Raw genomic sequence first — 12609 nt, 5'->3', positions numbered from 1 at the left:
GGGGGAGCGGCGGGCCGTCACCCGACGGTCCGTCAGTCGGAGACCATGCCGGCCGACAGGTCGACGGTCGTCCCCGTCGAGACCGCCGCCAGGTCCGAGGCCATGAACGCCGCCATGTTCCCGACGTCCGCCAGCGACGGCCAGCGGCCCAGCAGGTTGCGCGCCGCGGCGCGCTCCTGCCAGCCGGCCGCCCGGGCCGGCAGCTCGGGCAGGTCGGTGGCCAGCGTGGTCTCCACGCTCCGCTGCGCGTCCGGCGACCCGGCCGAGTGCAGCCCGAGCACCCGCACGCCCGCCGGCCCCAACTCGGCCGCCAGGGTGCGGGCGAAGGCCTCCACCGCCGCCCAGGCCGGGCCGAACCCGGCGGTGTAGGGGAAGGGCACCCGGGACGGCGCCGCCGTCGCCATCATGATCACGCCCCGGCCGTTCGGCACCATCCGGGCGGCCGCCGCGTTGGCGGTGGTGAACTGCGCCCGGGTGAAGTCGACGATCGGCAGCGCGAAGTCCTCGTAGGACAGCTCGCCCAGCGCCGAGCCCTGCGAGCCGCCCGGCCGCCGGGTCGCGGTCGCGCAGAACGAGACGTCCAGCCCGCCGGTCCGCTCCACCACCGAGTCCAGGAAGCCGTCGACCGCGTCCCGGTCGAACGCGTCCACCTGCGCGGTCACCAGCGAGCCGCCCGCCGACTCCACGTCGTGCGCCAGCTCCTTGAGCCCGGCCTCGCCCCGGCTCGCCACGAACACCCGGGCGCCCTCCCGGACGAACGCCCGGGCCACCGCGCCCCCGATCGACCCGGCACCGTAGACGACCGCCGTCCGGTCCGCCAGCAGACTCCCCATCGGGTTGCACCTTCCCCTCGGACGGACCGGACCCCGCCGACCCGCACCACCTCGGCGCCGCCCTGCCGGCGGCCGCCTCCGAAACCACGCGGGGCGGGACCCGACCGGCCCACCGAGGGCCACGGCCCCACACAGGACCACGGCGCGCCCGCCCCGGCCAGCATTCCGGACGGCACCGCGGCACGGGGGGAGCGCGCGGCCCGCACACTCGAAGGCGTGCCCGCCGCGGCGGAGGTTGACGAACGGGTGTTCAGCCGACGGGGCGTCACTCCGCCCCGGCGGCAGGCGGATCACCGGCGGCAGGCGGGTCACCGGCGGTCGCGCGCTCCGCCCGGACCCGCTCCGCCCGGACCCGCGCCGCGACCTCGTACGCCCGGCCCGGGTCGTACACCGTCGCCGTCCGGGCGGGGGAGTACAGCGCCGCCGCCCGGGGCGTGTAGTCGTACCGCCGGACGTCGTACTGCTCGGCCAGCCCGTCCACCTCGCCCACGGGCACCTCCCAGTGCGCGGCCAGCTCCTCCGCCGTCCACCACTCGTCCGGGCGGAGGAAGCTCCGCTCGACCTCGGTCCGCAGCTCCACCGTCGCCCCCAGCGCACCGGCCCGCTCGGTCAGCCAGTCCACCAGGATCCCGGTGCGGACCCGGTCGACGGCGGCGCCGAACCCCGGGGCGCAGCTCAGCTTCTCGCCGTCCAGGTGCAGCACCACCGCGATCGACCGCCGCTCGCCCAGCCGGAGCCGCTCCACCACGACCACCCGCTCCAGCCCGCCCGGGGGAACGGTCCGCACCCGGAAGAACCGCGCGACCGCGAGGTGCGCCGCGCCGCCCGTCCCGCAGAACTCGATCCAGCGCACCGTGGTGCTCACCACCGTGGCCAGCAGGAGCGAGGTCAGCACCAGCACGGCCAGCACCGCGAGCCCCAGCGTCCCCCAGCAGAGCGCCCACCCGATGCCGGACCCGGTGAGCACGCTCATCAGCACGCCCCCCAGCATCAGCGGGGCCGCCACCCACAGCGGCAGCAGCACACCCCCGCCCACCGCCAGCCCCAGCTCCCGGAGCCGGCTCGGCACGAACACCAGCCGCTGCTCCGCACTTCCCGCCGCCGGATCGGGACTCCGCATGACCATTCGTCAAATGTAGTCAAAGCAACGGCAGTTGGTAAGGGACGGCGGCCCCGCGGCCCGCCCGTGGGTCCGCCGGACGGGTGACGGTCCCGGCGCGGGGGCCGCCGGGGTGCTCTCCTGGAAACCCGTGGAACCCCGGGCCCCGGACCACCCCGGCGGCCCCTCCGGTGCGACCGAAGGAGACCCCCGTGATCCCGCAGGAGAAGCTCACCGACCCGACCGTGCGCGCCTTCGTCACCGCCGTCAACAGCGGCGACCGGGCGGCCTTCGAGGCCCTGCTCGCCCCCGGCGCGACGATGGCCGACGACGGCTCCGCCCGCGACCTCGCCGACTGGACCGACCGCGAGATCTGGTCCTCGCACGGCCGGATGAGCGTGACCCGCGAGTCCGCCGCCGGCCGCGCCCTGACCGTCGACTACCGCAACGACACCTACGGCGAGATGCGCACCGCCTGGCGCTTCGACCTGGCCGCCGACGGCCGGATCACCCACTTCGAGACCGGCCAGGCCTGAGGGACGGGCCCCGGCCCGGCCGGCCCCGGGGTGCTCAGGAGCGGGACGCCGGGCGCGGCCGGTGCGTGCCGCGCGGCTTGGGCAGCGGGCCGCCCGCGGTGTGCCCGGTGCGGTCGTCGGTGTGCCAGGACTGGGACTGGAAGGCCAGGAAGACCGCCGTCCAGCGCGACTCGCCCGGCAAGTGGATCAGCAGCCCGCCGTCCTGCCACACCCCGTCGTCGCCGGTGAAGCGCCCGCTGTTGCCCTGGTTCATGTGCACGTCGTGCACCCCGTTGCCCGGCCGGAAGCCGAACACCTTGTCCGGCACGGTCGGCTCGGTCGGCCAGCGCTGGCCGAACACGTACAGCACCGCCCGCGGGTCGTCGATCGCCCGCAGCACCTGCCGGTCCAGCAGGTCCGCGAGGTCGTTGTCCGCGCCCGGCCGGTCCGGCGGCAGCGTCCGCAGCGCGGAGCGCTCGAACAGCTTGCCCCGGACGAAGTCCAGCGCCGCCCCGCCCGGCCGGGACGGCAGCGCCGTCCAGCCGGCCGCGGTGGCGGGCAGCAGCCCCGTCACCGGGTGCGAGAAGTTCTCGTCGACCAGGTACAGCAGGTCCGAAGGGGCCTGCTGGGACTCGACGTTGACGGCGGCCCGGAAGTGCGTGCCGGACGCGTCCACCAGGTGGATCTGGTAGTGCGGGGTGTCCGACGCCCCTTCGCGGCGGCGGTCGACGGCCCGGGCGGCGAGCACGCCGTAGTGGGCGATGGGCATGCGGAAATCCTCTCGGCGAACGGCTGCGCGGCGGCCGCGCGACGCTTGCGCCGCAGCTCCGCCACGCTCCTCCCGCCGTACTCTTCCGCACCGCCCGGCCCGCCCGCCGCCCCGTCACCCGATGTTCACCCACGCGGGGCGGCGACCCGCCCCCGGTCCGGACCCCCGCCGAACGACGGGGTGTGATCAAGCCATCGTACGGACGCGGGTAAACTCCCAGTTTGCTTGAATCACTCTCAGGAAGCTCCCAGAAATCGGGGTTTCACCGATCGAGGGAGGCGGCGCCGTGCGCGTCCAGCAGAACACCGACCGGGCCGGGGCCGCCGCCCCCGCCGGGCCCATACCCGCGCCCATGTCCGGGCCCGTTCCCGGGCCCGTACCCGCGCCCGCCGGCGCGGCCTCCGCCACCGCCCGGCCGGGTGGGGCGGCATGACGACCCGTCCGCTCGCCGTCCGCTGGAACCCGCTGGACTGGCCGCTCACCCACGGCCCGATCCCGTACGCCGTGCTCGTCGCCGGCTGGGCCGCGCTGCTCCTGCTCGCCTGGTCCCGCCACCGGAGCTGGCGGGCGCCGCGCCTGCTCGGCGCCCTGCTGCTCGGCGGCGGCCTCACCGCGGCCGTCAAGCTCGGTGTCGACGGCTGGTGGCGGCCCTTCCCCGAGGGCACCCCGGACTTCGTGATGCGCTGGATCGCCGTCGCCCTGTTCGCCGTCGCGCTGCTCTGCTTCCGGCTGCCGCTGCTCACCCGCCACCGCACCCGCCTGCTCGCGGTCGGCGGCGCGGCCCTGGTGCTGGTGATGGCCTCCTCGCAGGTCAACCGCGGTTTCGACCAGTACCCGACGGCCCGGGCCATGCTCACGCCCGACACCGGGGTGCTCACCACCGACCGGGTCGCCGACACCCTCGCCGCCGCGCCCGGCGCCCCGCTGGAGGAGACCTGGCAGGCCCCGCCCGGCCTCCCCGCCAAGGGCACCCTCGCCGTCACCAGCATCCCCGGCCACGCCTCCGGCTTCCGGGCCCGCCCCGCCTACGTCTACCTCCCGCCCGCCTACCAGGCCGCCCCCCGCCCGCTGCTGCCCGTCCTGGTCCTGCTGCCCGGCCAGCCCGGCGGCCCCGAGGACTGGGTCAACTCCGGCGGCATCCAGGGACTGATGGACGACTTCGCCGCCGCCCACCACGGGCTCGCCCCGATCGTCGTCGTCCCCGACCCGATCGGCGCGCCCTTCACCAACACGCTGTGCATGGACTCCCGGATCGCCAAGGCGCAGACCTACCTGGCCGTCGACGTCCCGGCCTGGATCGACCAGCACCTGCAGGCCGCCTCCGGCCGCACCGCGCGCGCCGTCGGCGGGATCTCCTTCGGCGGCACCTGCGCGCTCCAGCTCGCCGTCAACGCCCCCCAGGTGTACGGCAGCTTCCTCGACTACTCCGGCCAGCAGGAACCCACCCTCGGCAGCCGCCAGAAGACCGTGAAGAAGGCCTTCGACGGCGACGAGGCCGCCTTCGCCGCCGTCGACCCGCTGCACCTGATGGCCCGTCAGAAGTACCCCGACACCGCCGGCCGCTTCGTGGTCGGCGCCTGGGACCACGAGTTCCGCCCCATGCAGGAGAAGGTCTACGCGGCCGCCCGCGAGGCCGGCATGGACGTCACCCAACAGGCCTACCCCGGCTGGCACGGCTGGGCGGTCTGGCGGCAGGGCCTCGCACAGGACTTGCCCTGGCTCGCCGCACGGACGGGACTGATCCGATGAACGCCCTGCTCCCCGCCCCCACCCCCGCCGACGACCGCGACCCGGCCCCGGCCGGCCCCGGCACCCCCGCCCCGCGCCCGTCCCGGCGCCGCCGGGCCGCCGCCGCCCTCGGCCGCCGGCTGGGCCGGGCCGGCACCGCGCTCGGCCGCCGCCTGCTGGCCGCCCCGCTCACCCTGGCCCTGCTGGCCGCGCTCGGCACCGTCGGCGCCGCCACCGGCAGCCTCGGCCGGGGCCCCTCCGCCGGGCTGCTGGCCCAGGTCGGGGTCGGCCTGCCGACCCTCGCCGCAGGCCGCTGGTGGACACCGCTGACCTCGCTGTTCTGGTGCCCCGGCACCCTGTCCTACCTGTGCACCGCGCTGCTCCTGCTGCTGGTCGGCCCCGCGGCCGAACAGCGCCTCGGCCGGGCCCGCACCCTCGCCGTCCTGGTCACCGGCCACGCGGCCGGCACCCTGCTCGGCACCTGGCTGGTCGCCGCCGGCTCCCGGCTCGGCGAACCGTGGACCGCCTCGGTGGCCGGCCAGGTCTCGGTCGGCCCCTCGGCCGGCCTGTTCGCGCTCGCCGCCGCGCTCGGCCACCGGCTCACCGCCCCCTGGGACCGCCGCCTGCGCCTGCTGGTGCTGCTCGTCCCGCTCGGCATGACGCTCTACGTCGGCCACCTGCAGAGCGTGCAGCGCTGCGCCGCCGTCCTGGTCGGCCTCGCCCTCGGCGCGCTGCTCCAGCGCGGCCGGCCCCGCCGGCAGGCCCACCGCCCCGCCCACGCCGAGGCCCGCGTCCTGGTCGCGCTCTGCCTGGTCGCCGCCGCCCTCGGCCCGCTCGTCGCCGCGCTCTACGACAACGCCAGCGGCCCCTTCAACACCTTCTCCGACCTCTACTTCTCCCACCCGCTCGGCCCCGACGAGATCGCCGACGCCTGCGCCCGGAGCGTCCACGAGTGCGCCCGCGCGCACGCCGTCCAGCGGATCTTCGGCACCCCCGGCCGACTGATGGCCGCGCTCTTCCCCGCCCTGCTGGTGGTGCTCGCCGACGGACTGCGCCGCGGCCTGCGGCTGGCCTGGCGGATCGCCGTCGCCACCGAACTGAGCTGGCTCACCCTGCTCGGCCTGTTCTACCTGTACCCCGAACCCGTCGACGCCGACGAGGTCGAGTACTTCGTCGAGGCGATGCTGCTGCCGCTGCTCACCCTCGGCCTGCTGCTCGCCACCCGGCAGCGGTTCCGGCTCGGCCTGGCCGACGGGGCCGGCCGCCGACTGGCCCTGACGGTCGGCGGCGCGCTGACGGCCGCCTCCGCCGCGTACGTCGGCATCGGGTCGGCGGTCGCCGACCGCTTCGAACCCGGCGCCACGCCCTGGCGCCTGCTGCACGGCCTGCCCGCCCTGTTCCTGCCGCCCGCCTACAACGACCTCGCCCCCGACTACCCGATCGCCCTCGGCGGCACCGCCGTCCTGCTGGAGACCTACTGCGGACTCGCCTTCTGGACGGTCACCCTGGGCGCGCTGCTGCTCTCCTTCCGGCGGCCCGCGGTGCGCACCGACCACGCCGCGGCGGCCCGGGCCCGCGCCCTGCTGACCGAGCACGGCGGCGGGACGCTCTCCTTCATCACCACCTGGGACGGCAACCACCACTGGTTCGACGAGGACGGCCGGGCCGCCGTCGCCTACCGGGTGCACGGCGGCATCGCGCTGACCGCCGGCGACCCGTTCGGCGCCCCCGACGCCCGGGAGCGGGCGGTGGCCGGCTTCGCCCGCTACTGCGACGCCCGGGGCTGGACGCCGTGCTTCTTCAGCGTCTCCCCGCAGATCCGGGCCGCCGCCGACCGCCTCGGCTGGCGCTCCGTCCAGGTCGCCGAGGACACCGTGGTCGCGCTCCCCGGACTGGCCTTCACCGGCCGCAAGTGGCAGGACATCCGCACCGCCCTCAACAAGGCCGCCAAGCAGGGCATCACCGCCGAGTGGCTGACCTACCGCCAGGCCCCGCCCGCACTGCGGGACCAGATCCGGGAGATCTCCGAGGAGTGGGTCCTGGCCAAGGGCCTGCCCGAGATGGGCTTCACCCTCGGTGGCCTCGGCGAGCTCGACGACCCGGAGGTCCGGGTGCTGATCGCCGTCGACGAGCAGCGCGTCGTGCACGGCCTGACCAGCTGGATGCCGGTGCACGAGAACGGCGTGCCCGTCGGCTGGACCCTCGACTTCATGCGCCGCCGCACCGACGGCTTCCGCGGCGTCAACGAGTTCCTGATCGCCTCGGCGGCCCGGCACTTCCAGGACGAGGGCGCCCGCTTCCTCTCGCTCTCCGGTGCGCCGCTGGCCCGCTCCGCCCGGGACGAGCGCCCCACCGGCCTGCAGCGCCTGCTCGACCGCACCGGCCAACTGCTGGAGCCGGTCTACGGCTTCCGCTCGCTGCTCGCCTTCAAGTCCAAGTTCCAGCCGGAGTACCACCCGATGTACATGGCCTACCCCGACCCGGCCGCGCTGCCCCGGATCAGCCGCGCCATCGGCAAGGCGTACCTGCCCCGGCTGACCCCGGCCCAGGGCGTCCGCCTGGTCCGCCGCCTCTCGGGCTGAGCGCTCCCGGGGCGGCCCCGGACGGCGGGAGGGGCCCCGGCCGGTGCCGCCCGGGGCCCCTCCCGCCGGGGTCAGGCGACGGCCGCCACCGTCAGGTCCGCCGCGTCGGCGGCGTTGCCCGGCACCTGGCTCCAGTCGCTCCAGCGGCCGGTCGCGGTGTCCAGCTCGCTGCCGAACACCAGGCCGCCCGCCGTCCCGTAGACGTGCACCCGGCTGCCGGAGGCGACGCTGGTGAGCGCGCCGAGGCCGCTGCCGGGCAACTGGGTCCAGGTCTGGGCGAAGTGGCCGGCGTTGTAGTCGCCGACCTGCCCGAACATGGTCCGGTTCCCGCCGACGATCTCCAGGTACACCACGTTGCCGACGATGCTCGCGGTGATGTCGTAGGCACCGGTCGCGCCGCCGGGGAGCTCGTGCCAGCCGCTGAACGTGCCCGTCACGGTGTCCAGGTCCTCGCCGTAGACCCGGCCGAGCGAGACGGCGTAGATGTGCACCAGGGTGCCGGACGCCACGCTGGTCAGCCTGGACAGCGGGGCGTTGTCGGCCCGGGTCCACCCGGCGTCGAAGTGGCCGGCGTTGTAGTCGCCGCGCTGGAGCCACATCGACCCGTCCCAGCCCGCGATCAACAGCTGCACCACGTTGTTGACGATGCTCGCACTGAGGTCGCGGACCCCGGTCGCGCCGCCGGGGATCTCCTGCCAGCCGCTCCAGCGGCCGGTCACGGTGTCCAGGTCCTCACCGAACACCCGGCCGCCGGAGACTCCGTAGACGTGCACCAGCGGGCCGGCCGAGATGCTGGTCAGAGCGGTGAGACCGGAACCGTCCGGGTGCGACCACTGCGGGGCGAAGCCCCCGGTGGCGAGGTCGCCGACCTGCGCGGCCATCGCGCCGCCGCCGTCGGACAGCTGCAGCGAAACCCGCCCCGGAGCGCCCGGCGACACCCGGTACATCACGGTGGCGTGCGGGGCCACGGTCGCCGAGACGATCCCGGTGCTGCTGCCGGTGGTGTGCGCCCACAGGTCGGTGAGACGGAACGACGGCGACGCCGGCAGACCGATGTTCGAGGTGGTGGTGGCGATGGTCCGCGCCGTGTCGCTCTCGTTGAACAGCGTCACCGCCACGTCGCCGCCGGCCAGCGGCTTCGCCATGATCGACGTCCCCGGCGCCGACGGCACCGGCACGCCCTGCTTGCCCAGCGGGTCCTGGTCGACCGCGATCACGTCCCGGTTGCCGTAGACGGCCAGGGTGTCGGCGGAGGCGGTGGTCAGGTCCGTCCCGATGATCAGCGGCGCGGCCATCACGGCCCACAGGCTGAACTCGGAGCGCGCCTCGTCGGGCGTCAGCGTGCCCATCGAGGTGGTGGTGCCGATCTCCAGCATGTCGGGGTCGTTCCACGCGCCGGGGCGCGCCGAGGCCGCGAACTTCGCGTTCTCGTGGTAGTTGTCCAGCAGCGACCCGTAGGCGCTGTCGGCCGGCACCGACCAGGTGGGCGAGATGTCCTTGTACGTCCGCCACATGTTCCCGACCTGCGGCGCGAGCGCGACGTTGGGCTCGCCCGGCGAGCACAGGCTGTAGACGATCGGCCGACCGGTGTCCTTCAACGCCCGGCCCATGACCGGGAACCGGTCCGTCCAGTCCTTCCCGGCGGGCACCGACGGGTCGTACGGCTTGTAGAAGTTGCCGCAGTTGTCGTACTTCAGCAGGTCGACGCCCCAGTCCGCGAAGGTCCGGGCGTCGACGGCCTCGTGGCCCATGCTGCCGGGGAAGTACTGCTCGGTCCCCGGGACGGCCGGGAACGCGCACGTCCGCCAGCCCGCGCTCTCGTAGATGCCGAGCTTCAACCCCTTGGCGTGGACGTAGCGCGCCACCCCGTCGATCCCGTGCGGGAACTTCACCGGGTCCGGCTGCAGCCGGCCCGCGGCGTCCCGGCCGTTGGTCGGGTCGTTCCAGCCCGTCGCCGGCTTCATCCAGCAGTCGTCCAGGTTCACGTACTGGTAGCCGGCGTCCCGCAGCCCGGAGGAGACCAGGAAATCGGCCGTCCGCTCCACCAGCCCCTCATTGAGCCCGGCACACCCGAAAGCGTTCCAGTCGTTCCACCCCATCGGCGGCGTGGCCGCCAGACCGTTGTCCAGGGCCTGTGCCGACGACGCGCTCCCCAGCACCAGAGCGACCGGCGCGGCAGTCATGGTCAGGGCCAGCGCCACAGCGGCACCGAACCCCCGCAACCTACGGGTCGGATTCAATCCGTCCTCCCCCGATGAATGCGGGCGGCCCCTCCGGACCGCCTCGGTGACGGCATTCCATCAGGCCGGCCGAAGCACCCGAGAGCCGGGTCGCACACCAACCACCGCCGCGCGCCCACCCGCGCAGACCGCCGGGCCCCCTCCCCGTCGCCCCCGCCTGTCCTAAACTCCTTTGCGTGACCAAGGACTTGAAGTGCACCCACTGCGGGAGCCACGGCCTGGAGCAGGGCTTCGTCGAGGACAGCGGCGAGAACAGCCACGGCGACGCCCGCTGGATCGCCGGCGCCCTGGAGCGCGGCTTCTTCGGCAGGGCCCGGCGGATCGGCCGCCCCCGCCACCAGATCGACGCCTTCCGCTGCCCGGACTGCGGACACCTGGAACTCTTCGCCCGCCAGCGCCTCACCGGCTGACGGGCCGTCGTCCTCCTCGCGGCGCGCGGTCAGTGGCCCAGCGCGCCGCGCACCCAGCCGTCCACCGTGCCGGTCAGGTCGTGCTGCCCGGCCGCGTGGTCCAGGACGAAGGTGCGCACCGAGTCGCCGCCGTGGAAGAGACCGCGCTTGTCGAACTCCAGCACCACCTCGACCCGGTGCGGGTCGGTGACGAAGGACAGCTCGACCTCGTGGCAGCGGTGGGCGAACTGCGGAGCCGCCCGGTACTCGATTTCCTGGTAGAACGGCAGGCGCTGGCCGGTGCCGCGGATGTGCCCCGCCTCCAGGTCCGCCCGGTGGAAGGAGAAGCCGAGCGCCGCCAGCGCCTCCAGCACCCGCTGCTGCACCGGCAGTGGCTGCACCGCGAGCGGATCGGTGTCCCCGCGGTCCAACTGCCCGGCGATGTCCACGTCCGTGCGGACCCCGAGCACCATCCCCGCCAGGTGCCGGCCCCCGATCGAGGTCAGCGGCGTCTCCCACGGCACCGGGAACGCGAACGGCACCGCGCGCTGCTCCTGTGCGGCCAGCCGCAGCGGCCCGCTGACCTGCACCCGGGCGAACTCCCGGGTGGTGTGGCCCTCACCGTCCTCGTGCTCGACCTCGACCCGGGCGGCCAGGCAGAGCGTGATGCCGTTGATCTCCGCCTCCCGCTCGCCGCCGACCAGGTTCACCTGGCCGTGCACGGTGCCGCCGGGGAGAACGGCCGGCGTGGACAGCACCGTGTCGACAGTGGGGCCGCCGACACCCAGGGCACCGAGAAGCCGCTTGAACACCATCCGGGAGCACTCCTTCGCACAGTCGGAACCACGAGCGCGCCGATCCTACTTTGCCAACCCTTTGCCCCCGCCACGCCCCTGGTCACCAGACGGAGCCGCCCCACCGGGGCCGGACGGGAACCGAGGGGCGGGAACGACGCCATGGGAAAACGTGGACGGCCCGCACCCCCTGTTTGGAGGGGGTCCGGCGGTCGCGGGGGTGCGGTGGACGATCTCGACGTCGATGCCGAGGGCGGCGCCGTGTTCGACGACGGCGTTCTTGCAGCCCGGGTCGGTCCGGGCCTTGCGGCTGTTCGGGGTGTTCGGTGGCCGGGTCAGCAACTGCTTGCCGGGGGCGTCGTTTGCGCGTTGTCGGTGGGGTTCGGTGTCGGTACCTGGTGGCTGTACGGGGGCATCGGGGTGGTTTGATGTCGTTGTGGCGCGGGTTCGCGCTCGGTCTGGGCCGTGTGCTCGCGGTGCGGGGGGATTCGCGTGGGCTCGCACTGTGCTGGGCGCGGCCGGCCCGGTGGCGGGTGCGGCAGGGTGGCGGGCGGTGGTGCTGGTGCGGGCAGGGGGGCGGTGCCCTGTCCGGCGGGGGTGCTGTGTCGGTGGCCGCGGCGTGTCCTGGTGCGGTCCGGCCGGGGTGCGGGCGCGCGCCGCCTCGGCGGTGTCGGTGTGGGGCGGTCCCGGTGGCGGGTTGTCCCTGGTGCTGCTACTGAGTGGCGGTGGCTCCTGCGGGGCCGCGTCGGGCCCGGCGCGGGGTCGGGCGCCCCCCGCCCGGCGTCCCCCCGGTGTCCCCGTCCGGCGTTCCGGTGCCTGCGGTCCTGGCTGCTGGCCCTGCATCGTCCGGGCCGTGTCGGCCGGGTCCGCTGCCTGTCCGGGGCGGGCGGGCCTGCGCCTGCGCAGTCCGCCCCCTGCCCGTCGGGGGACCCCGTGTCCGGGCAGTCCTGTCTCGTCCCGTTCGGTGAGGACGGCGCTGTCGGTGGCGTCTTCGTCGGGGTGAGCGTCTGGCGGCTGGTCCTGGTCTTCCTGCTTCTGGTCCTGTCCTTCGTTCTCCTTCTGGGTGTCGTCGGCGGGTTCATCGGCGCGGGCGCGGCGCTGGTGGGCCTGGGGGTTGCCGGGAAGCGGCTGGCCACTTCGGTGGCGGCGCTGGCGATGGTCGGTGTCGGTCTCGCCGCCGCCGTGCTGTGGCCGGTGGTGGCCGTCCTGGTCGGTAGCGCTCTCCGGCGGGGGCGGGCCGTCCCGGTCGGGGGAGGGCTCCTTCCGCCGTCGGTGCGGTGGGCGGCTGTTGCTCAACGGCGGGGGCGGCCCGGGGCGCGGGCCGCTTCGGCACCCGGCACGCGATGGCCGTCAACGAGACCGCGCCGGCCTTCGTCCTGGTCGGCACCGCCCCGGGCATGTCGGGCGGGGTGGGCACCATCGCCGACTGGGCGACGGAGGTCGAGTTCGTCCTGCCGGGCGGCCGCCGCAAGGTCCCGCCCGGACGCCCTGCGGCGGGGGTCCGGTCGGGCGGGGGTCCGGTCGGGCGGTGGGCGTCCGGGCGGTGGGCGTCCGGTCGGACGCCTGTGGTGGTGGTGTCGCCTGTGGTGGTGGTGTTCGGAGTGCGATGCGGACGGTCTTGGCCTGGGTGTAGGCGTCGAGTCCTTCCGGGCCTCTTTCG

10 protein-coding genes are annotated in these 12609 nt (G+C 75.2%); 5 read left to right on the top strand and 5 right to left on the bottom strand.

Features of this window, described 5'->3' with window-relative positions; genetic code table 11:
* Window positions 1-32: 32 nt before the first annotated feature.
* Window positions 33-833 carry an SDR family NAD(P)-dependent oxidoreductase gene (locus ACIOHG_RS25765; RefSeq protein WP_400953976.1) on the bottom strand — a complete coding sequence of 267 codons (801 nt, stop codon included), beginning with the start codon at window positions 831-833 and terminating at the stop codon, window positions 33-35.
* 265 nt (window positions 834-1098) lie between these two features.
* On the bottom strand, window positions 1099-1959 hold the full coding sequence (locus tag ACIOHG_RS25760) for a hypothetical protein (RefSeq protein WP_400953975.1): 861 nt from the start codon (window positions 1957-1959) through the stop codon (window positions 1099-1101).
* 185 nt (window positions 1960-2144) lie between these two features.
* Here ACIOHG_RS25760 and ACIOHG_RS25755 point away from each other — a divergent pair, with 185 nt between their 5' ends.
* The gene (locus ACIOHG_RS25755) at window positions 2145-2468 is read left to right on the top strand and encodes a nuclear transport factor 2 family protein (protein ID WP_400953974.1); all 324 of its coding nucleotides are present in this window, start codon (window positions 2145-2147) and stop codon (window positions 2466-2468) included.
* Between the two features lie 34 nt (window positions 2469-2502).
* Here ACIOHG_RS25755 and ACIOHG_RS25750 read toward each other — a convergent pair whose 3' ends face one another.
* On the bottom strand, window positions 2503-3216 hold the full coding sequence (locus ACIOHG_RS25750; protein ID WP_400953973.1) for a DUF2278 family protein: 714 nt from the start codon (window positions 3214-3216) through the stop codon (window positions 2503-2505).
* A gap of 429 nt (window positions 3217-3645) precedes the next feature.
* Here ACIOHG_RS25750 and ACIOHG_RS25745 point away from each other — a divergent pair, with 429 nt between their 5' ends.
* Together ACIOHG_RS25745 and ACIOHG_RS25740 are read left to right on the top strand one after the other, a co-directional pair.
* Window positions 3646-4965 (top strand): alpha/beta hydrolase, encoded by a 1320-nt coding sequence (locus ACIOHG_RS25745; protein ID WP_400953972.1) that lies wholly within the window; start codon window positions 3646-3648, stop codon window positions 4963-4965.
* A complete protein-coding gene (locus ACIOHG_RS25740; protein ID WP_400953971.1) occupies window positions 4962-7526 on the top strand; it encodes a rhomboid family intramembrane serine protease in 2565 nt (854 codons plus the stop codon). Before ACIOHG_RS25745 ends, ACIOHG_RS25740 begins: the two co-directional genes overlap by 4 nt.
* A gap of 71 nt (window positions 7527-7597) precedes the next feature.
* Here the strand turns inward: ACIOHG_RS25740 and ACIOHG_RS25735 are convergent, their stop codons facing one another.
* A complete protein-coding gene (locus tag ACIOHG_RS25735; protein ID WP_400953970.1) occupies window positions 7598-9727 on the bottom strand; it encodes a glycoside hydrolase family 27 protein in 2130 nt (709 codons plus the stop codon).
* A gap of 215 nt (window positions 9728-9942) precedes the next feature.
* On the opposite strand from ACIOHG_RS25735, the gene ACIOHG_RS25730 reads away from it, so the two are divergent.
* On the top strand, window positions 9943-10176 hold the full coding sequence (locus ACIOHG_RS25730; RefSeq protein ID WP_400953969.1) for a hypothetical protein: 234 nt from the start codon (window positions 9943-9945) through the stop codon (window positions 10174-10176).
* 29 nt (window positions 10177-10205) lie between these two features.
* On the opposite strand, the gene ACIOHG_RS25725 is transcribed toward ACIOHG_RS25730, so the two are convergent.
* A complete protein-coding gene (locus ACIOHG_RS25725; RefSeq protein ID WP_400953968.1) occupies window positions 10206-10970 on the bottom strand; it encodes a sporulation protein in 765 nt (254 codons plus the stop codon).
* Window positions 10971-11174: 204 nt separating this feature from the next.
* On the opposite strand from ACIOHG_RS25725, the gene ACIOHG_RS25720 reads away from it, so the two are divergent.
* On the top strand, window positions 11175-11378 hold the full coding sequence (locus ACIOHG_RS25720) for a hypothetical protein (protein WP_400953967.1): 204 nt from the start codon (window positions 11175-11177) through the stop codon (window positions 11376-11378).
* The last annotated feature ends 1231 nt before the right edge of the window (window positions 11379-12609 follow it).

It is taken from the genome of Kitasatospora sp. NPDC088134 (assembly GCF_044741705.1).
Classification (GTDB): Bacteria; Actinomycetota; Actinomycetes; order Streptomycetales; family Streptomycetaceae; genus Kitasatospora.
Note: the sequence above shows the minus strand (reverse complement) of the source record. Positions and strands in the feature narration are given on the sequence as shown.